Origin of the sequence: Mucilaginibacter dorajii (genome assembly GCF_024808255.1) — a bacterium.
Classification (GTDB): domain Bacteria; phylum Bacteroidota; class Bacteroidia; order Sphingobacteriales; family Sphingobacteriaceae; genus Mucilaginibacter; species Mucilaginibacter dorajii.
This window is the reverse complement of sequence record NZ_JANTYS010000005.1, coordinates 133,787-155,579: the sequence shown is the minus strand read 5'-3', so window position 1 is coordinate 155,579 and position 21,793 is coordinate 133,787. Positions and strand designations below refer to the sequence as shown.

Below are 21,793 nucleotides of genomic sequence, written 5' to 3'. Positions count from 1 at the left end.
GACAGAGAAAAATCCTGAGAATCGTTTAATCCGATAAATCCCGGTTCAGACAAAATATGACACCAAACTGGTTCACCATTGATAATATAGACAAGCTTGATAGCCCCGCTTTGGTGGTTTATCCGGATAGGGTGCAGGCCAATATCAATCTGCTTAAAACCATGATTGATGATATTGCACGTTTACGGCCGCATGTAAAAACCTATAAAAACCGGGAAGTAACACAACTGCTGCTTGATGCAGGTATTAAAAAATTCAAATGCGCTACCATTGCCGAGGCCGAACTATTGGGCATTTGCAAAGCGCCGGATGTACTGTTAGCTTACCAGCCTTTGGGGCCAAAGCTGTATAGGTTTATTAAATTGATCCATGCTTATCCTCATACTAAATTCTCCTGCCTGGTTGATAACGATGTTGCTGCTAAAGAGATCTCTGACGCGGCAAAAGGACATTGTTTGGTGATTGATGTGTATCTGGATTTGAATGTAGGCATGAACCGTACGGGTATAGCGCCTGGTTTTGAGGCCCTGCAATTGTATATGGACTGCGCTGTATTACCGGGGGTAAATCCGGTAGGGCTGCATGCCTACGATGGCCATATCCATGATATCGATCTGGATAAAAGAACGGAACGTTGCAACGCGGGCTTTAAAGGTGTTTTAAAATTACAGCAGGATTTATTTGGTAAAGGTTATCCCGAACCCATCATTATTGCAGGCGGATCGCCTACATTTATCGTTCATGCCCAAAGAAAGTTTGTAGAGTGCAGCCCCGGCACTTTTGTTTACTGGGATAGGGGGTATGAAATGGGGATTCCCGAGCAGGCATTTTTACCGGCGGTATTAGTGGTTACAAGGGTGGTTTCGTTGCCCGATGCTACCAAGCTATGCCTTGATGTTGGGCACAAATCGGTATCGGCCGAAAATGAGCTGGGTAAACGCATTTACTTTTTAAATGCTCCGGAGCTGGTGCCAAGCGGCCAAAGCGAGGAGCACCTGGTAGTTGAAGCCGGTAAAGGTCACAAATACCAGATAGGAGATGTGCTTTATGGCATCCCGCATCATGTATGCCCCACGGTAGCTTTATATGAGCGTATTTATACTATTGAAAATAATACACTTACAGGCGAGTGGCTCAACAGCGCGCGCGACCGTAAGATCACCATCTGATATCAAAAAACATGTTTATAGTAGACGCCCATTTAGACCTGAGCATGAACGCGCTGGAATGGAACCGCGACCTTACCCGTCCGCTTGCCGAAATTAACCAACGCGAAGAAGGCCTTACCGATAAACCTGATCGTGCCAAAGCGGTGATAACGCTGCCGGAGTTGCGTAAAGGAAACATAGGTTTGGTTGTGGCTACGCAGATAGGCCGTTACGTTGCACCTGGTAACCCGCTGCCGGGCTGGCATTCACCAGAGCAGGCCTGGGCGCAAACCCAGGGGCAGGTAGCCTGGTACAAGGCCATGGAAGATGCCGGCGAAATGGTGCAGGTAAATGACCTTGCATCGCTCGAAAAGCAGCTTGCTTTTTGGAACGATGGTGAACCTACAGAAGGTAAAGCCATCGGGTATATCCTGAGTTTGGAAGGGGCAGATTCTATAGTGACGGTACAACACCTGGAAAGGGCTTATATTTATGGCTTGCGGGCAGTAGGGCCTGCACACTATGGCCCTGGAAGATATGCACAGGGTACAGATGCCACTGGTTATATGGGGCCGAAAGGTCACGAATTGCTTAAGGAAATGGAACGGTTAAACATTATCCTGGATGCCACCCATTTATGCGATGATAGTTTTTGGGAGGCGCTGGATCATTTTAACGGTCACGTGTGGGCAAGCCACAACAATTGTCGCGCGTTGGTGAACCATAACCGCCAATACAGCGATGAAATGATCAAAGCCCTGATAGAACGTGGCGCGGTGATTGGCGCGGCATTAGATGCCTGGATGATGGTACCCGGATGGGTGAGGGGCGTATCAACCCCAAAAGGTATGAACTGTAATATGGAAGTAATGGTTGATCATATCGATCATATTTGCCAGGTAGCGGGTAACGCGTTGCACGTAGGCATGGGTACCGACCTGGATGGCGCTTTCGGCCGGGAGCAATGCCCTTACGATTTGGAGACTATTGCTGACATGCAAAAGGTGCCAACGCTGTTAAAAAAGCGCGGCTATACCGATGATGATATCAATAACATGATGCATGGCAACTGGCTCCGTTTTTTGAGAAATGCCTGGGCATAAATTTGATATTTGAGCGTTATGGGCAGGATTATTTGGGTGTCGCCCCCCGGATAAATGCATCTAATTGGGTTAACATAACTTAACACTTTTTAGATATTTTACCATTTAATTATCTGTTAATCAATTTGTTGTGTTTTGACATGGTTAACACTAAACTGACGTATCGCACAACCGAATAGACCTGGGCTTTTAACCAGGATCGGGCAGTGAAAACAAGGTATTATTTGATGTTTATATATTCCGGCGGTATAAGCTTATTCCCTTAGCTAATATTAAAAACCAATCTATCGCCCTTAACCTTAGATGCGTTTGCCTTGGTGTGGCCGCGCGTAAATTTGGATGAATGATCAATATTCTTCATTCTTCTCGCTTTAATCTTGATTTTTCTTCACCTTGATGTAAAACGTATCTCACAATTCTCATAATTTCTTTAATTAAACCTACTTTGCATTGATGAATGCAGAACAATCAAGGTTAAAGGATACAAGCTGGAAAAAATGGGGCCCATACGTCACCGACCGCCAATGGGGAACCGTGCGTGAGGATTACAGTGCCAATGGCGATGCCTGGAATTATATCACTCATGATATGGCGCGCAGCAAAGCCTATCGCTGGGGCGAAGAAGGTATAGCCGGCATTTGCGATCGCCAGCAGATCCTTTGTTTTGCACTCGCCTTATGGAATAAGAAAGATCCTATTATTAAAGAGCGTTACTTCGGCCTCAACAACCCCGAAGGTAACCACGGCGAGGATGTGAAGGAATTGTACTACTACCTTGATAGTACGCCCACGCATTCGTACATGAAAACGCTGTACAAGTATCCTCAAAATGAGTTTCCATATGCCTCACTTGTAGCTGAAAATAAACGCCGTACCCGCAACGATCCCGAATTTGAGTTGATGGATACCGGCATATTTGATAAGGATGAATACTTTGACGTATTTACCGAATACGCCAAAAACGCCCAGGATGATATCCTGATCAGGATAACCATACACAACCGTGGCGATCAGGATGCGGCTTTAAATGTAATGCCTACACTATGGTTTCGCAACACCTGGAGCTGGGGATATGATTCCTATAAACCCAGTATCACCGCTAATGGTAACGGCGTAACGGGTATATTTCATAAAGATCTTGGTCAGCTTTGGCTGCACGCCGAGGGAAATCCGCAGGTTTTGTTTTGCGATAACGAAACCAATATGACCAGGTTATACAATTATGATAGCGGGCTTAAATATCATAAAGACGGCATTAACGACCATATAGTTCATAGCGCCGATACCATAAATCCTAAAAATACCGGTACCAAAGCTGCGGTGAATTATGATATAAGCGTAGGTGCTAAGCAAAGTATAACACTTCGGCTAAGGTTATCACCCGATGCCAATTATGGTTTCGAGGATTTTGATCACATATTTGATATCCGGTTAACCGAGGCCAACCAGTTTTATAACGACATTTATAGCAATAAAGATGAAGCAGACCGATGCATGATTCAGCGCCAGGCGTTTGCAGGTATGTTGTGGAACAAACAGTTCTATTATTCAGATATCCGCCAATGGCGGCATGGCGACCCTTCGCAGCCTAAGCCGCCCGCCCAGAGGAAAACAGCACGCAACAGTAAATGGAAGCACCTGAATACCAAGGATATTATTTCCATGCCCGATAAATGGGAATATCCATGGTTTGCCGCCTGGGATCTTGCTTTTCACTGCTTGCCACTGGCAACAGTTGATATGGCCTTTGCCAAAAATCAACTCATTTTACTTACCCGCGATTGGTATATGCATCCTAATGGGCAATTGCCGGCTTATGAGTGGGATTTTGGTGATGTAAACCCTCCTGTACATGCTATGGCTGTTTGGAATATTTACAAAACCGATAAAATAGCCAATGGGGGTAAAGGGGATACTTATTTCCTGGAAAGGGTTTTTCACAAGTTGATGCTCAATTTTACCTGGTGGGTAAACCGCAAGGATGCAACGGGCAACAATATTTTTGAAGGTGGTTTTTTGGGGATGGATAACATTGGTGTGTTTGACAGGAATACGCAATTGCCATCCGGGCAGCATCTGGAACAGGCCGATGGTACCAGTTGGATGGCCATGTATTCGCTAAACCTGCTGCGAATTGCAACGGAGCTGGCCGAAACTGATAAGGCTTATGAGGATATTGCCTCTAAATTTTTTGAACACTTTATTTATATAGTTGGAGCGATGTCAAACCTGGGTGAAAACAACCAGGGTTTATGGGACGAAGAGGATGGTTTCTTTTATGATCAGCTCCGCTTCCCTGACGATGGCTCTGTAAAAATGAAAGTACGCAGTATTGTGGGGCTAATTCCCTTGTTTGCTACCGAGGTATTAGATGAAAGCGATATAGCCGATAGCCCTATCTTTACAGAACGCATGAAATGGTTTGCCGAAAAACGACCAGACCTTGCATCACTGGTATCGCGCTGGAATGAAAGGAGCAGTACGGGCCGACACCTGATCAGCCTGCTGCGCGGCTACCGCATGAAGTCGATCCTGAAATACATGCTGGATGAGAAAGAGTTTTTAAGCGATTATGGCATCCGTTCATTATCAAAATATCACCAGGAACACCCCTACAAAATTGCAGTTAACGGGATAGAATTTGGCATTGGGTACGTCCCTGGCGAAAGTGACAGTGGCTTGTTTGGCGGCAACAGTAATTGGCGTGGACCTATCTGGATGCCCATTAATTATCTGATCATTGATAGTTTGCACCGTTTTCATCGCTATTATGGTGATGACTTTAAGGTAGAATGCCCAACCGGATCTGGTATTTTTATGAACTTGGGAGAGGTTGCCGGGGAGCTTTATAATAGAGTATCACGACTTTTTTTGCGGGATGAAAAAGGTAACCGGGCAATTTTTGGCAACAATCAAAAGATGCAAACCGACCCTCATTTTAAAGATTATATCCTTTTTTACGAGTATTTTGATGGCGATACTGGTAGGGGTGCAGGAGCATCGCACCAAACCGGGTGGACCGGGTTAATAGCTAACTGTTTGCATAAATAGCAGCCCCTCCTAAATCCTCCCCGGAAGGGAGGACTTAAGGAAAAATTAAAGTCTCCCCAACCGGCTACCGAGTACCCACATCTTTTTTGTTAAGGAAAATGTCATTTCGATAGAGCGAAGGAGGGGATTGAGCGAGGTGCGAAAGAGAAATCTTGTACGCCTTGCATGGCCGAATGTCTGCATTTACAAGATTTCTCCTCACCTCCGGCGCGCAATCCCCTACAGGTTCGTTCGAAATGACAACGTTTTTTTATTATATGAACAGGATTAAAAGATGTGTGAACACAGTAGCTAACCGGGGGAGATTTAGAGGGGACTTATAATTGTGTAAAAAAGACACAATAAGATATAAAATGCTGAAAATTAATTTTTAGATTTACTGTACCACATTAAAACTAAAATTATCAGCATGAATTACAACAGGAGAAAATTTATCCAGGGTGCAGGCGCGTTGGCGCTTGGCAGCATGGCTTTATCTGGCAAGGCGGCAAGTTTATTAAGCAATACGGCCCCGCGACATACGATAGGTTTACAATTATTTACCTTTTTTGGTGTCATTGACGAAGATGTAAAAGGCACGCTTACCAAAATTGCCGCTTTGGGCTACAAAGACATGGAATCGGCCTTTAGCAAAAAAGGTGGATACTATGGCATGAAACCTCATGAATTTAAAGCATTAGTTAATAGTTTAGGTATGAACTGGACATCGCACCACGTACTGGGCGCGCCGTTTAAACTTCCTCCCGGAACAAAACTACCAAATGGGGCCGATGGCAAACCGATGGTGATTCCGCCAATGAAAAACCTGCGCGATAATATGCAGGAACTGGTGGATGACGCTGCGGCCGGAGGTATTAAATATCTCGTTTGCGCTAATTCGCCAACCGCCACTACCGAAGAAATAAAATCTACTATAGAAGTCCTCAACAAAACAGGAGAAGCCGCAAAAAAAGTAGGTATCCAGTTTGCTTATCATAACCACGATATGGAATTTCACGCGGTTGATGGCAAAGTACCCTATGATTTGCTACTAAGCGAAACCGATCCTCACAACGTAAAAATGGAGCTTGACCTTGCCTGGGCTGTTAAAGGCGGCAAAAATCCGGTAGAGATGTTTAAGCAACACCCCGGTCGTTTCCCGCTTTGGCACGTAAAGGATTTGGACGCTGCCCGCAAAACTATATTACCCGTAGGTAGTGGCATCATTGATTTTAAACCCATTTTTGCAGCGGCAAAATCTGCAGGCATGCAACATTTCTTCGTTGAGCACGATGGCCCTAAAGATCCACTGGCAAGCATTACCAGCAGTATCAAATATTTGAAGGGGACGTTAAAAGTTTAAGCCATACCTAAATCCTCCTCTAAAAGGCTACTGTGTGTACACATCTTTGGAATCGCATCACTAAACAAAAACGTTTTCATTTCGAACGAACCGGCGGGGGTATTGCGCACCGGAGGTGAGGAGAAATCTTATAAAAGCGTACATTCGACTGTGCAAAGCGTATAAGATTTCTCCTCGCACCCTCGCTTTCCCCTGCGCTTGCTCGTTCGAAATGACATTTTTTTAATAAAAAAGATGTGTACACACGATAGCCCTAAAAGGGAGGACTTTTAAAATATGCAAATCAAAAGTCTCCCCTTTCAGGGGGAGATTTAGAGGGGGCTCCTTAACAATTCCATAACATACGCCCGTTTTGATTTAAGCTGCGCTTTGAGTATCTTAAGGCGGCAAATCAAAACATATGGAAGCACCCCCGGCAGAACATCTAAAAAAAGTTTTAAAACCTATACACCTTTGGGCCATAGCAGTGGGCCTGGTCATATCGGGCGAATACTTTGGTTGGAATTTAGGTTGGGATGTTGCCGGTACAATAGGCATGCTGATTGCCACTTTGGTAATCACGGTAATGTATATTACCTTCATTTTTAGCTATACAGAACTTACAGCTGCAATACCTCACGCCGGTGGCGCATTCGCTTATGCCTATAGGGCAATGGGGCCTTTCGGCGGCCTGATTGCCGGCTACGCTACCCTGATAGATTTTCTGCTGGCATCGCCGGCTATCGCTATCTCCCTGGGTAGTTACCTTCACTTTTTATATCCCGCTATACCAATTATGCAATCGGCAATGCTGTTTAACGCGGCATTTGTGGTGCTTAACATTTCGGGAGTTAAAGAATCTGCTACATTTTCTGTTTTTATTACCATTTTGGCTGTGGCAGAATTGCTGTTATATATGGGTGTGGTTAGTCCGCATTTTAAGATGGATAATTACCTGAGCAATCCAATGCCTTTTGGCTGGAGCGGTGTGTTCGCAGCCCTGCCATTCGCGGTATGGTTTTACCTGGCAATAGAAGGGGTAGCCATGGTGGCCGAGGAAGTAAAAGACCCCAAAAAAGATATCCCGAAAGGTTATATATCCGCTCTTGCAACTTTAGTTGCCCTGGCCTTAGGTGTAATGGTGCTAACAGGCGGCATAACCGACTGGCACAAACTAAGCAAGCTTGACTATCCGTTACCCGAAGCCGTTGGTATTGTGTTGGGCAAAGCAAGTGGCTTAACCAAAATATTTGCCAGCATAGGCTTATTTGGGCTTATCGCTTCTTTGCATGGAACTATTTTGGCTTCATCCAGACAGGTATTTGCAATGGCCCGCAGCGGATATTTGCCAACTGGATTAGCCAACTTAAACCATCGCTTTAAAACGCCACACTGGTCGCTTATTGCTGCGGGTTTGGTGAGTTTTTTGGCAATTTACATTGGCACATCTACTAAGGACGGTACCGGGCAAATTATTGTATTATCTGTATTAGGTGCCGTGGTGATGTATATGATGTGCATGATCAGTTTGTTTATCCTTCGTAAAAGAGAACCGAAATTAGAGCGTCCGTTTATGGCACCTTTTTACCCGGTATTTCCCGCAATAGCTCTGGTGATATCCGTTGTTTGTCTGTTTGCTATCATCTATTTTAATGCACAGGTAACTGCGATGTTTTTTGGGGGGCTGGTTATAATTGTTTTGATATTTGTGTTGATGGGGAAACACAAAGAAGCTTTAACAGACGAAATGATGGCGACGCCAGAATAAATGGCCTGCGGTAAATCAATCAAACAATGAGCGCTTTCAAAACTACCATACGACATAAGGTTTACAAGTTTCAAGACCTGAAAACTTTGTTGGGCAAAGCATCGCCGTACCGTTCTGGCGATGAGCTGGCAGGTGTTTGCGCGCATAGTTACGAGGAGCGGGTGGCGGCTCAGATCACCCTGGCTGATGTTCCTTTAAAGACTTTTTTAAATGAAGCGATAATCCCCTATGAAGATGATGAGGTTACCCGTTTAATTGTTAATAGTCATGATATTAATGCCTTTAGTCTGATAAGCCATTTAACTGTTGGCGAACTGCGTGACTGGCTGTTAAGTGACGATACCGATACTCAAACTTTAACAAATCTGGCATCCGGGCTTACTCCCGAAATGGTAGCCGCGGTATCAAAGCTGATGCGTAACCAGGATTTGATCGCGATAGCAAAAAAGTGCGAGGTGGTAACCAGGTTTCGTAATACTATTGGTTTAAAAGGGCATTTCAGTACCCGGTTGCAGCCAAATCATCCAACAGATGATCCCAGGGGTGTTGCCGCAAGTATTATTGATGGTTTGTTGTTTGGCAGCGGTGATGCAACAATTGGGATTAACCCGGCTACCGATAGCCCAGCCGCTGTGAGTAAGTTGCTTACCTTAATGGATAACATCAGGTATCAGTTTGAGATACCGACCCAGACTTGTGTGTTAAGCCATATTACCACAACGCTGCAACTTATAAATGAAGGCGCACCTGTTGATCTGTGTTTTCAATCTATTGCCGGTACCGAGAAGGCCAATACAAGCTTCGGTATCAATTTGAATTTGATTGAAGAGGCTTACCAGGCCACTTTATCTTTAAACCGGGGCACGGTAGGCAATAACGTAATGTATTTTGAAACCGGGCAGGGGAGCGCGTTATCGGCCAATGCCAATTTTGGCGTTGATCAGCAAACCTGCGAGGTTAGGGCCTATGCCGTTGCACGTAAGTTTAAACCTCTGCTGGTGAATACCGTAGTAGGTTTTATAGGCCCCGAATATTTATATGATGGCAAACAGATCATCCGCGCCGCTTTGGAAGATCATTTTTGCGGAAAACTCCTGGGGCTACCTATGGGCTGTGATGTTTGTTACACCAACCACGCCGAGGCCGACCAGGATGATATGGATAACCTGCTTACCTTATTGGGAGTAGCGGGCTGCAATTTTGTAATGGGAATCCCTGGTGCCGATGATATTATGCTCAATTACCAGTCAACTTCATTTCATGATGCTTTGTATCTGCGTAAGGTGTTAGGGCTAAAACCGGCACCGGAATTTGAGCAATGGCTGATAAAGCAGGGGATAACCGACGACAGGGGAAACATGTTATCAATAAGCCCGACTCATGGCTTACTTGGCACCGTAATTTAGCTATGAAAAGAAATATCCCGCAGGAAATAGAGCCGCTAAAAGCTTTGCAGGAATTTACTTCGGCCAGAATAGCCATTGGCCGGGTGGGTACAAGTATTCCGCTAAAACAATCCCTTGATTTTAAGCTGGCCCATGCCCATGCCCGGGATGCTGTGTATTCTGTATTAAATATTGATCATTTGAGGGAATCGCTAACGCGTTTTGAATTACCCGTTTTACACCTGCATAGCCAGGTTGCTGATAGGCGGCAATACCTGCAACGCCCAGACCTTGGCAGAAGACTCAATCAGGATTCTTTAGATCAGTTAAGGGATTTAACTACAGTTAGCAGTGATATTGCCATCATTGTTGCCGACGGATTATCTGCAACGGCTATAACCGAAAATACCTTAGGGTTACTTAAAGAACTAATTCCACTATTAACCACCTCAAATTATAAACTGGCTCCTATAACCTTAGTGGAACAGGGGAGAGTTGCCATTGGAGATGACATAGGATATGGTTTAAAAGCAAAATTAAGCCTGGTACTGATCGGTGAAAGACCGGGTTTGAGTTCGGCAGATAGTTTGGGCGTTTACCTTACCTATAAGCCCAAACCCGGCCTTACGGATGAAATGCGTAATTGTGTATCTAACATCCGCCCTAAGGGCTTAACTTATAAAAAAGCGGCTAAAAAGATATTTTATCTTATCAATGAGGCTTTTATCCGTAAACTATCCGGGGTAGAGTTAAAGGACAACGACGGGTTATTAGATGCTCATTAGGTTCATCTTACCATTAACTTACTTTTTCGCCGGTCTTTTCTCAATAGTACCGTTAAAGGAAATTGCATCGCGATTGGTGCTGATCACCTGTAACGAAGCATAACCTTCAGAGCTTATTGTAAGATACATGGACTGTACATCATTCCATTTGCCAATGTTTTTGTCTTTTGGTTTGATAGTTGCAGACCAGCCATCTTTTTTACCTGGTTTTAAGGTATATGAAAAATTGGTATTGGTAAATTTTATGCCACCTTCAGTTGAACCGTATGGAGGTGCTACGTAAGCACGGCCGAAATAGGGCAGATACGAGATTATGGTATCTTTAGTAATAGTTAAATCGTAACCGGATGTTAAAGCCCGGCCAACGCCTCTTGTCGGGTTTACATAATTGGCATCAAATACAAAATTTTGATCTTCAACCAGTTTTTTTATTTCGGCAATACGTGCAGCCTTTCTGTCTTTACTTTTACTTTGCGCATTGGCATTTATAATGGAGGTAAAGGCGATCATCATCGCCAGTGAAAATATCTTTAATGATTTCATAACTAAATAATTTAAGGTTTATGACAATGATGCGGCTTCAAGGTTTATTCCATATCAAATTTAAAATATTATTTAATAACTATTAAAAAAATAGAAATAGATCTTCACTCCAGTGCTGTTCTACGATTGGAATACCGCGAATTCCTTAATGTGTCTCATTATCAGAGATATACTCAATAATGGTTGAAATATGTGCTTTATGAAATACCATTGAATATTTTTCGACCGAAATTTAAACAGCTTTTACGATTTTCCGTTCTTAGCCGTCGATGCTCTGATAATCAACTCTGGTTTTATGCTGATGATCTTCGGTTTTGTTGCGGTATCAGTATTGCCTTTTTCCTGGAAATACAAATTGGCCACTGTTTGTCCCATATATATACTAAATTGATCAATAGTGGTAATTGACGGACTTGTAATCTCCGAAAAGCTTTCATTTGCATATCCGCAAACACCTAATTCGGCCGGAACCTTAATTCTCATCGCGTTAGCAACCTCCAATACACCAAGTGCCGAAAAATCAGATGTGGAGGCAAATATGGCATCAGGAGGTTGGGGAAGACTGAGCAGCTTACGGGTACCCTCGGCGCCTAACTCTTTTGTCCAGGCATTTTCAACAATCAACTCGTCAATAACGCCAATATTATAAGCTTTTAAGGCCCTTAAGTAGCCAACCTTACGCTGTTTAAAAATGCTTAGGTTTTGCGGGCCTTCCAGTAAGGCTATGCGCTTGTAACCGCTTTCTATCAGGTGTGATACAGCCTCGTATGAGGCCTGCTCGTTATCATTGATCACCTTAAGGGTTTCCAGCTCTTCGGCCACACGGTCAAACTGGATGAGTTGAATACCATGATCTATTACATTTTGCAAATGTTGGTAATCACTACCATCGGCAGATACTGATATTACAATGCAGTCAACATCCTGGTTTATTAAGGTATTTACGCATTGGATCTCTTTATCATGTGACTCACCCGATTGGCAGATAATAAGGTTATAGCCCTTTTGGTAAGTTGCTTCCTCGATACCAGCTATAACGTTGGCAAAAAAATTCTGGTTAATGCGTGGTACAACAACGCCAATGGTTTTGGAGTGGCCTTTGCGCAGGTTTGAGGCCAGGATGTTTCGCTTATAGTTAAGCTCATCTGCGGTTTTCATGATCAGCTCTTTGGTTTTTTCGTTCACCTGGTTGCTGTTGTTCAGCGCCCTTGATACCGAAGAAGCGGTTATGCCAAGCTTGGCGGCAATGTCATAAATAGTAGTACGTTTTCCCTTTTTCATTATAAAGTGCAAGTTGGAAAAAAAAAATTACGCAATCGATTGCAATTTCAAATATTTCTTTAATTTCGTGCAGTTATTTACCAAAAGTAAACCTGTTTTAATTATTTATGTTACTAACCCCCATAACTTCATGCTGTTATTAGGTATAGATATAGGCACATCATCAGTTAAAGTTAGCGTTGTGGATGCAGCTACGCAACAAATTGTAATATCGGCTCAATATCCCGATGAGGAATCTCCTATAAAAGCAGTGCACCCTGGCTGGGCCGAGCAATCGCCGTTGATGTGGTGGGAGCAAACACTAAAGGCCTTAGAAAGGTGTAATGCCCAAAAAAGCTTTGATTCACAAGATGTTGCCGCCATAGGTATTGCCTACCAGATGCATGGTTTGGTTTTGGTTGATAAAGATCAAAATGTATTGCGCGATAGCATTATCTGGTGCGATAGCCGCGCTGTTGAAATTGGTGAAAAGGCTTTTGCAACCATAGGCGAAGAGAAATGTTTATCTCATTTGTTAAACTCCCCCGGTAACTTCACCGCTTCAAAACTGGCTTGGGTTAAGGAAAACGAACCCGAAGTATACGCCAAAATAGATAAGATCATGCTGCCCGGCGATTATATAGCCATGAAGCTCACCGGCGATATTACCACATCGGTGTCGGCATTATCAGAAGGGGTGTTTTTTGATTTTAAAACCAATAGCATTTCAAAAGAGATTATTAATTACTTCGGTTTTGATGAAAGCCTGTTCCCGGTGATCAATCCGGTATTTTCGGCTCATGGCCACCTGCTTGCATCCGTCGCCCAAATACTCGGGTTAAAAGCAGGTATTCCGGTAGCCTATAAAGCAGGCGATCAGCCTAATAATGCCTTATCGCTAAATGTATTGAACCCTGGTGAGGTAGCCGCTACGGCTGGTACTTCGGGCGTTATATATGGCGTAAGCGACCAACTGGCTTATGATCCACAATCGCGCATTAACACATTTGCGCACGTGAATTATGCTGAAGAGCAAAAACGCCTTGGTGTTTTGCTATGTATAAACGGCACAGGTAGTATGTACCGCTGGGCCAAATATAATTTTGGTGCCGGATTAAGCTATACTCAACTTAACGAAGAGGCTAAGAAAGCTCCTTTAGGCAGCGATGGTTTGCGTGTTTTACCCTTTGGCAACGGTGCCGAACGGATGCTTAACAATAAACAAATTGGTGCCCATTTCCAAAATATCGATTTAAACTTACACACCCAGGCCCATATTTTCAGGGCGGTACAAGAAGGTATAGCCTGCTCATTCCGCTATGGTTTTGATATTATGCGCGGCAACGGTATGAACCCAACAGTGATCCGTGCAGGAAAAAGCAACCTGTTTTTAAGTCCGTTATTTGCTGAAACCTTTGTAAATGCCACAGGCGTACCTGTTGAACTCTATAACAATGATGGAAGCGTTGGGGCGGCTTTAGGTGCCGGAATAGGTGCAGGTATATTTAAATCACCTTCCGAAGCATTTAGCAATGCCAAAGCCATCCAGCTGATAGAGCCGAATCCTTCTGTTGATTTTGAACCTGTTTACCAGGAATGGTATACGTTACTTAACAGGCAGTTGAGTTAAGCCAAAATTAAAAAGTCAAAAATCATAAAACGAACAAAATCAATAATTCAATAACTCAGTAATTCAATAATTAAAATATGAAAATCACCACCGGAGAAAAAGAATTTTTTAAAGAAATAGGTCAGATCAGTTATGAAGGGCCTCAATCAGATAACCCACTGGCGTTTCGCTGGTACAATGCCGATAGGGTAGTGGCCGGTAAAACCATGCAGGAGCATTTACGTTTTGCCTGTGCTTACTGGCACTCTTTCTGCGGTAATGGTGCCGACCCTTTTGGTGGCCCAACGCACATTTTTGCCTGGGACGAGAAAACTGATGCTGTAGAGCGCGCCAAAGATAAAATGGATGCGGCATTTGAATTCATTACCAAAATGAATTTGCCATATTACTGTTTCCACGATGTGGATGTGGTTGATTATGGTAATGACGTTGTCGAAAACGAGCGCCGTTTACAGGCTTTGGTTGAATACGCCAAACTAAAACAAGCCGCAAGTGGCGTAAAATTACTTTGGGGTACTTCAAACCTGTTTAGCCACCGCAGGTATATGAACGGTGCGTCAACCAATCCGGATTTTCATGTGCTGGCCCATGCAGGTGCCCAGGTTAAAACAGCAATGGATGCCACTATTGCTTTGGGCGGCGAAAATTATGTTTTCTGGGGTGGTCGCGAAGGTTACATGAGCCTGCTTAATACTGATATGAAACGCGAGCAGGAACATTTTGCACAATTTTTACATACTGCGAAAGATTACGCGCGCTCACAAGGCTTTAAAGGTAATTTCTTCATTGAGCCAAAACCTTGCGAGCCTACCAAACACCAGTATGATTATGATGCAGCAACCTGTTTAGGCTTTTTGCAGCGTTACGATTTGATGGATGATTTTAAACTAAACCTGGAAGTTAACCACGCTACCTTAGCCGGCCATACTTTCCAGCACGAATTACAGGTAGCTGCCGATTCGGGTTTATTAGGTTCAATAGATGCTAACCGTGGCGATACCCAAAACGGTTGGGATACAGATCAGTTCCCTAATGATATCAACGAGATTACCGAATCAATGATGATCATTTTAGAAGCTGGTGGCTTACAGGGTGGTGGTATTAACTTTGATGCTAAGATCCGTCGTAACTCAACAGATCCTGCTGATCTTTTCTACGCGCATATTGGTGGTATGGATATTTTTGCGCGCGCTTTGGTTATAGCCGATAACATCCTGCAAAAATCAGAATATAAACAGATCCGTAAAGAGCGTTACGCTTCATTTGACGCCGGCGCAGGTAAAGATTTTGAGGCAGGTAAGCTTTCATTAGAAGATTTGCGTAACTATGCAATAGCCAATGGTGAGCCAAAATCAATAAGCGGCAAACAAGAATATTTAGAAAATTTGATAAATCGCTATATATAGTTTATAATTGTCAATCTAACATATTAAAACCAACTTAACCAAACAATGAACCTGAAAACCCTCTCGACCGGCGATTATGTCGTGTTTTTTATTTACTTTGTGATAGTATCCAGCTATGGATACTGGGTATACAAGCGTAAGCATAACGCCGACGCGACCTCAAAAGACTATTTTTTGGCCGAAGGGTCGCTTACCTGGTGGGCAATCGGGGCATCATTAATTGCATCAAATATTTCTGCCGAGCAGTTTATTGGTACAAGTGGTTCTGCTTTTAAAATGGGATTGGCCATATCAACTTATGAGTGGATGGCCGCCATAACGTTGATCATAGTAGCCGCGTTTTTTATCCCGGTGTATCTTAAAAATAAGATCTTCACCATGCCGCAGTTCCTGCATCAACGGTATAACGGTACTGTAGCTATGATCATGGCTATCTTTTGGCTGTTGTTGTACATCGTGGTTAATTTAATGTCGATATTATACCTGGGAGCTTTGGCAATCAGTGGTATATCCGGCTTAAATATCTGGCTCTGCGTTATATTACTGGCTGTTTTCTCAGCCGTGATCACCTTGGGCGGTATGAAGGTAATTGGTTATACCGATGTTATACAGGTTGCCGTGCTTATTTTAGGCGGGTTAATGGCATCTTACCTGGCCTTAACATTATTAAGTGAAAAGGAGGGCACTACAGGTTTATTAAATGGCTTTAAGATATTACATTCCGAAGCCTCGGATCATTTCCATATGATATTCAAAAAGGATAACCCTAACTATATGGACTTGCCGGGCTTATCAGTTTTAATAGGCGGTATGTGGATCACCAACCTTAACTATTGGGGCTGTAACCAGTATATTACCCAAAGAGCTTTAGGAGCAAATCTTAAAACTGCCCGTGGCGGTATCCTTTTTGCGGCTTTCCTTAAATTGTTAATGCCGGTTATTGTGGTATTGCCAGGTATAGCCGCTTACCTGTTATATCAAAAAGGTATGTTCCACCAGGAAATGATGAGCGCATCAGGTATTACCGATCCTAATAAAGCTTATCCATCGTTATTAAACCTGTTGCCTACAGGATTAAAAGGTCTGTCTTTCGCGGCGTTAACAGCGGCTATTGTGGCATCTTTAGCGGGTAAAGCCAATAGTATAGCTACTATATTTACTTTAGATATCTACAAAAAAGCTATTGACCCTGAAGCAACCGATAAAAAACTGGTTAACCTTGGTAAAATATCTGTATTAGTTGCTTTGGCGCTGGGCGTTATCTTGTCATTCTTCATTGGCAATGCGCTAATGGGCGAAGGTAAACAAGGTTTCCAATACATCCAGGAGTATACTGGCTTTGTATCGCCAGGTATTTTTGCCATGTTTATCCTTGGTTTCTTTTGGAAAAAAGCGACTTCAAATGCGGCTATGTTTGCTACCATTGGCGGCTTCATATTGTCGTGTTTCTTTAAAGTATTGCCACGTTTTGCCGATTTGAGTTTCCTGTCACCTTACGGTTTCTCCAAACTGGCGTTACAAGATGATAAAGTGACCAAACTATACGAAATACCATTTCTTGACCGTATGGGCTTTGTATTCGTTATTTGTGTTGTTGGTATGTACATCATATCAAAAATTGACGGGGCAAGGGGTATCAAAACCAACGGATTGGAAATTGAAGCGTCGATGTTTAAAACCTCTAAAGGATTTTTGGCGGGTTCACTTATCATTACCGGTATTGTTGTAGCACTTTACTCTATCTTCTGGTAGTAGGTAATTTTGCTTAGATATTTAAAGAGCGGCGGGTTTACCTGCCGCTCTTTTGCGTAATATAGCTTCAGCCTCACCTAAATCCTCTCCAAAGGAGAGGACTTTTGATTTGCAGGGTTTTGAAATCCATATGTTGAACTATTCTTTTAAAGTCCTCTCCTTTGGAGAGGATTTAGGTGAGGCTCTTCCATTTGAAGAGGGCAGGGTGAGGCTTTTACGACAACGTTGGAGTTGATTGTTTTAAATAAGGTTTTCATCCTAAAATAATGATGTGTAATTTGCCCCTTACAAAAAACACAGCCATTAAACCTATGGTCAATAATTTAGAACAAACATTCAGGTGGTTTGGCCCTGCCGACCCCGTTACACTTACTGCAATTTCTCAGTCGGGTGCTACAGGTATAGTTACTGCTCTTTATCACATTCCGGTTGGCCAGGTTTGGCCTATGGACGAAATTCTTGAATGCAAAAGCATAATTGAAGCAGCTGGGCTTAGGTGGTCGGTTGTAGAAAGTGTTAACATTCACGAAAGCATCAGAACAGCATCGGCGGATAGAGACCTTTATATAGAAAACTATATTGCAACGCTTAACAACCTGGCCAAAGCAGGCATCAGCATTGTTTGCTATAATTTTATGCCCGTGTTGGATTGGACCCGTACCGATCTTAATTATGTTTTGCCCAACAAAGGCACTGCTTTAAGATACGATGCAAAAGCCCTTGCCGCGTTTGATCTGTATATACTGGAACGCAGCGGGGCGTTCGAGGATTATAATTATGATCAGCAAAAAGTAGCCAAAGCTTATTTAGATAATATTACTGCTGATGAGCGAACCCAACTCATCAATAACCTGATGGCGGGCTTACCAGGTACCGACGATACATTTACAATAGCCGAGTTTAAAGAACATTTAAAGCGATATGCTGATATTGATGCAACGGTTTTGAAAAACAACCTCGCTTACTTTTTGCAGGGCATTATCCCATCTGCAGAAAAGGCCGGTGTTAAAATGTGTATCCATCCGGATGATCCGCCTTTTCCAATCCTGGGCTTACCAAGGGTGGTATCTACAGAAAAAGATCTGGCCGATCTGGTCAACTTTTACCCATCGGCCAGTAACGGCATTACTTTTTGTACGGGCTCTTTAGGTGCCAGGAGTGATAACGATTTGCCGGGCATTGTAGAAAGATTAGGCGAACATATTCATTTTCTGCATTTGAGAAATGTACAACGAGAGGCTGATGGTAGTTTTTATGAAGCGGAGCATCTTGGTGGCAGTACGGATATGTATGCTGTAATGAAAAATATTGTTTTGGAGCAGCAAAAACGTTTGGCAGACGGTCGCGAGGATATTGCTATTCCTATGCGCCCGGACCATGGACATAAGCTATTGGACGATTTTAACCATAAAACGTATCATGGCTATTCGGCCATTGGCCGCTTGAAAGGACTTGCCGAGCTAAGGGGATTGGAAATGGGTATTAAACGGTCATTAGCAGATAAGGAGTAATTTGAACTGATGAAGAATTTTTTGGATAAAGATTTTTTACTGAATACCGATACCGCAAAGCTTCTATATCACCAATATGCAGCAGGCTTGCCTATTATAGATTACCATAGCCATTTACCTCCCGACCAGATTGCCGACGATATTAATTTTGAAAATATCACCCAGGTTTGGCTCAATGGCGACCATTATAAATGGAGGGCTATGCGCGCAAATGGTGTTAGCGAAGATTATATTACAGGAGGCAAAACCGACGAAGAAAAGTTTGAACAATGGGCAGCGACTGTTCCATACACACTGCGTAACCCGCTTTACCATTGGACGCATCTGGAACTTCAGCGTTATTTTAATATAACAGACCTGTTATCGCCGGCAACCGCGAAAAAAATCTATGCCGATTGTGCTCAAAAATTGCAATCGCCGGATTACAGCGTTCGTAAAATCATCAAAAATAAAAATGTAGAGGTTATTTGCACAACAGATGATCCATTGGATAATCTGGCGTATCATCAAAAGATCAAGGCTGATAACTTTGAAGTAAAGGTACTGCCAACCTTCAGGCCGGATAAGGCCATGAATGCCGATGACTTGTTAAACCTGAATTTATATATCGATAAGTTGCAGGTCATTACAAATTCCTCAATAGAAACACTCGACGCTTATTTGACGGCATTAAAAGCCCGTCATGATTATTTTGCCACAAACGGTTGCAAGCTATCCGATCATGGTTTGGAGCAGGTTTATGCCGTTGATTACACTGATTCAGAAGTTGCCGGGATCTTTTTAAAGATCAGGGCCAAGCAAACTTTATTGGCCGATGAAATATTAAAGTTTAAATCGGCCATGTTGTACCGCTTTGCTTTATGGCACCATGAAAAAGGCTGGGTTATGCAACTGCATTTAGGTGCTTTACGCAATAACAACACCCGCGGTTTAAGTGAGCTTGGTCCCGATACCGGTTGGGATTCTATCGGCGATTTTTCGCAGGGACAGGCACTCTCCAAATTTTTAAATAAATTGGATACTACTAACCAGCTACCAAAAACCATCCTATATAACCTAAATCCGGCCGATAACGAGCTTTTTGCCGCCATGACCGGTAACTTTAACGATGGCTCGGTTGCAGGTAAAGTTCAGTTTGGTTCGGCCTGGTGGTTTTTGGATCAAAAAGATGGGATGACCAGGCAGCTTAACGCATTATCCAATATCGGTTTATTGAGCAGGATGGTGGGCATGCTTACCGATTCACGGAGCTTTTTATCGTTTCCAAGGCATGAATATTTCAGAAGATTGGTTTGTAACCTGTTTGGGGATGATATTGAAAATGGCGAATTGCCTAATGACATCGAATGGACGGGTAAGATCATCCAGGATATTTGCTATTACAACGCCAAAAACTATTTTAATTTCGACGAGGTATTATGAGCAATCCGCTTAATATATCATCTGCCAAAGGGAAGATTCTTTCCTTTGGCGAATTACTGCTCCGGATTTGTCCGGATGCAGGTGGAGAATGGCTTAAGGATAACCAGCTACCCTTTTTTGTAGGTGGGGCCGAGCTTAATGTAGCCACTGCTTTATCAGTTTGGGGGGCGCCATCGTCGTATTTTACCGTTTTGCCTGATAATGAACTATCCGCACAGATCACGAACTATTTGCAGGCAAAAAATGTTGACACCTCGCCTGTATTTAATGGAGGCGATAGGATAGGCCTGTATTATTTAACCCGCGGCAAGGATATCAAAAACAATGCTTTGATCTATGACAGGGCAGGATCAGCTTTCGCCACATTAAAACCAGGGCAGGTTGATTGGGATAAGGTATTAGATGGGGTTAGCTGGTTTCATTTCAGCGCTATTTGCCCGGCTATCAGCCAAAGTGTGGCAGACGTTTGTCTGGAAATATTGGAAGCTGCATCTGCAAAAAATATAACCATTTCTATCGACCTGAATTATAGATCGAGGTTGTGGAAGTACGGCAAACAACCTATAGACATTCTGCCTGCCCTGGTAAAGTATGCCGATTTGGTAATGGGAAACATATGGGCCGCCGAACTGATGCTTGATATCCCGGTTGCGCCGGATATTCATGAATCCGGACAAAAAAGCATTTATCTGAAAGAAGGCCTGCAAACGTCAGAGGCAATCATGAAACAATATCCAAAGTGTAAAGCCGTAGCTAATACCTTCCGTTTTGACGCGGGAGAAGGTATAAACTATTATACAGCTTTATACGCTGATGGTAAGCTGCATAACTCAACCCAGTATGATACAGATAAAGTGATAGATAAAGTAGGCAGTGGTGATTGCTTTATGGCCGGGCTGATCTACGGGTTTTATACCAACCTTGACCCGCAACAAACATTGGAATTTGCAACAGCCGCGGCTTATACCAAATTATTTATTGAGGGCGATGCTACCAATAAAACAGTTGAAGAAATTTATAATGCTATTAAATAATGAGCAAGAAAGAGACTGTATTAAACGATATAATAGGCCAGGGCACTTTACCGCTGTTTTTTTATGAAGATGCTACGGTAAGCCTCGAAATTACGCGTACATTATACAAAGCGGGGATCCGGGTATTTGAATATACCAACCGTGGCGCCGCCGCACTGTCCAATTTTAAAATTCTAAAGAAGGCCCAGCAAGAAGAAATGCCCGATTTGCAATTGGGGATAGGTACCATAAAAAGTGCTGCCGAAGCGGAGGCTTTTATAAGTGCAGGTGCCGACTTCATCGTATCGCCAATTGTAAACCCCGAGGTAGGCAAGATAGCCGCACAACATAATTTATTATGGATTCCCGGTTGTATGACACCTACGGAGATCTACCTGGCGCAACAGCATGAGGCTGCGTTAATAAAAATCTTCCCGGCCAATATTTTAGGGGCAGAGTTTGTGTCCTCTATCCGAGATTTGTTTTTGGGGCAGCTTTTTATACCAACAGGTGGGGTAGATTTAAGTATAGATAACATCAGCACCTGGTTTAAAGCCGGTGTATGCGCAGTGGGGATGGGGAGTAAACTTATTAGCAAAAATGTATTAGAGAAGCAACTGTATGATCAATTATATAGTGATACAGTAAAACTGCTGGAGATAATACAAGCATGTAGATAACAAATTAAACCAATT

At 43.2% G+C, this 21,793-nt stretch carries 16 protein-coding genes; 14 read left to right on the top strand and 2 right to left on the bottom strand.

The window, feature by feature from the left end:
• Positions 1-56: 56 nt before the first annotated feature.
• The 7 genes from FHS10_RS08605 (at position 57) to eutC (ending at position 10,561) form a co-directional block, all read left to right on the top strand.
• Positions 57-1,169, top strand: a complete 1,113-nt coding sequence (locus tag FHS10_RS08605; protein WP_259089301.1) for a D-TA family PLP-dependent enzyme — start codon at positions 57-59, stop codon at positions 1,167-1,169.
• Between the two features lie 11 nt (positions 1,170-1,180).
• Positions 1,181-2,251 carry a dipeptidase gene (locus FHS10_RS08600; RefSeq protein ID WP_259089300.1) on the top strand — a complete coding sequence of 357 codons (1,071 nt, stop codon included), beginning with the start codon at positions 1,181-1,183 and terminating at the stop codon, positions 2,249-2,251.
• A 453-nt stretch (positions 2,252-2,704) separates the two neighbouring features.
• Entirely contained in the window at positions 2,705-5,302 is a 2,598-nt protein-coding gene (locus FHS10_RS08595) for an MGH1-like glycoside hydrolase domain-containing protein (protein ID WP_259089299.1), read from the top strand.
• A 409-nt stretch (positions 5,303-5,711) separates the two neighbouring features.
• Positions 5,712-6,644, top strand: coding sequence for a sugar phosphate isomerase/epimerase family protein (locus FHS10_RS08590; RefSeq protein ID WP_259089298.1), 933 nt, complete (start codon positions 5,712-5,714; stop codon positions 6,642-6,644).
• A 400-nt stretch (positions 6,645-7,044) separates the two neighbouring features.
• Positions 7,045-8,391: an ethanolamine permease gene (gene eat, locus FHS10_RS08585; RefSeq protein WP_259089297.1), complete on the top strand. Its 1,347-nt coding sequence runs from the start codon at positions 7,045-7,047 to the stop codon at positions 8,389-8,391.
• Between the two features lie 26 nt (positions 8,392-8,417).
• On the top strand, positions 8,418-9,797 hold the full coding sequence (locus tag FHS10_RS08580; RefSeq protein WP_259089296.1) for an ethanolamine ammonia-lyase subunit EutB: 1,380 nt from the start codon (positions 8,418-8,420) through the stop codon (positions 9,795-9,797).
• Positions 9,798-9,799: 2 nt separating this feature from the next.
• Complete coding sequence (gene eutC, locus FHS10_RS08575) at positions 9,800-10,561, top strand: ethanolamine ammonia-lyase subunit EutC (protein WP_259089295.1); 762 nt, start codon at positions 9,800-9,802, stop codon at positions 10,559-10,561.
• 18 nt (positions 10,562-10,579) lie between these two features.
• On the opposite strand, the gene FHS10_RS08570 is transcribed toward eutC, so the two are convergent.
• Both FHS10_RS08570 and FHS10_RS08565 read right to left on the bottom strand, forming a co-directional pair.
• Positions 10,580-11,104, bottom strand: a complete 525-nt coding sequence (locus tag FHS10_RS08570) for a DUF4251 domain-containing protein (RefSeq protein ID WP_259089294.1) — start codon at positions 11,102-11,104, stop codon at positions 10,580-10,582.
• Positions 11,105-11,347: 243 nt separating this feature from the next.
• The gene (locus FHS10_RS08565) at positions 11,348-12,385 is read right to left on the bottom strand and encodes a LacI family DNA-binding transcriptional regulator (RefSeq protein ID WP_259089293.1); all 1,038 of its coding nucleotides are present in this window, start codon (positions 12,383-12,385) and stop codon (positions 11,348-11,350) included.
• Positions 12,386-12,515: 130 nt separating this feature from the next.
• Between FHS10_RS08565 and FHS10_RS08560 the strand changes: the two genes are divergently transcribed.
• From FHS10_RS08560 to FHS10_RS08530, 7 genes are all read left to right on the top strand, one after another.
• Positions 12,516-13,994 (top strand): xylulokinase, encoded by a 1,479-nt coding sequence (locus FHS10_RS08560; RefSeq protein ID WP_259089292.1) that lies wholly within the window; start codon positions 12,516-12,518, stop codon positions 13,992-13,994.
• A 77-nt stretch (positions 13,995-14,071) separates the two neighbouring features.
• Entirely contained in the window at positions 14,072-15,400 is a 1,329-nt protein-coding gene (xylA, locus tag FHS10_RS08555; protein ID WP_259089291.1) for a xylose isomerase, read from the top strand.
• A gap of 51 nt (positions 15,401-15,451) precedes the next feature.
• Entirely contained in the window at positions 15,452-17,152 is a 1,701-nt protein-coding gene (locus FHS10_RS08550; RefSeq protein ID WP_259089808.1) for a sodium/sugar symporter, read from the top strand.
• 311 nt (positions 17,153-17,463) lie between these two features.
• Positions 17,464-18,663: a mannonate dehydratase gene (gene uxuA, locus FHS10_RS08545; protein WP_259089290.1), complete on the top strand. Its 1,200-nt coding sequence runs from the start codon at positions 17,464-17,466 to the stop codon at positions 18,661-18,663.
• Between the two features lie 9 nt (positions 18,664-18,672).
• Complete coding sequence (uxaC, locus tag FHS10_RS08540) at positions 18,673-20,085, top strand: glucuronate isomerase (RefSeq protein ID WP_259089289.1); 1,413 nt, start codon at positions 18,673-18,675, stop codon at positions 20,083-20,085.
• A complete protein-coding gene (locus FHS10_RS08535) occupies positions 20,082-21,119 on the top strand; it encodes a sugar kinase (RefSeq protein ID WP_259089288.1) in 1,038 nt (345 codons plus the stop codon). The genes uxaC and FHS10_RS08535 overlap by 4 nt, the downstream gene beginning before the upstream one ends.
• Positions 21,119-21,778 (top strand): beta/alpha barrel domain-containing protein, encoded by a 660-nt coding sequence (locus tag FHS10_RS08530; protein ID WP_259089287.1) that lies wholly within the window; start codon positions 21,119-21,121, stop codon positions 21,776-21,778. Before FHS10_RS08535 ends, FHS10_RS08530 begins: the two co-directional genes overlap by 1 nt.
• The last annotated feature ends 15 nt before the right edge of the window (positions 21,779-21,793 follow it).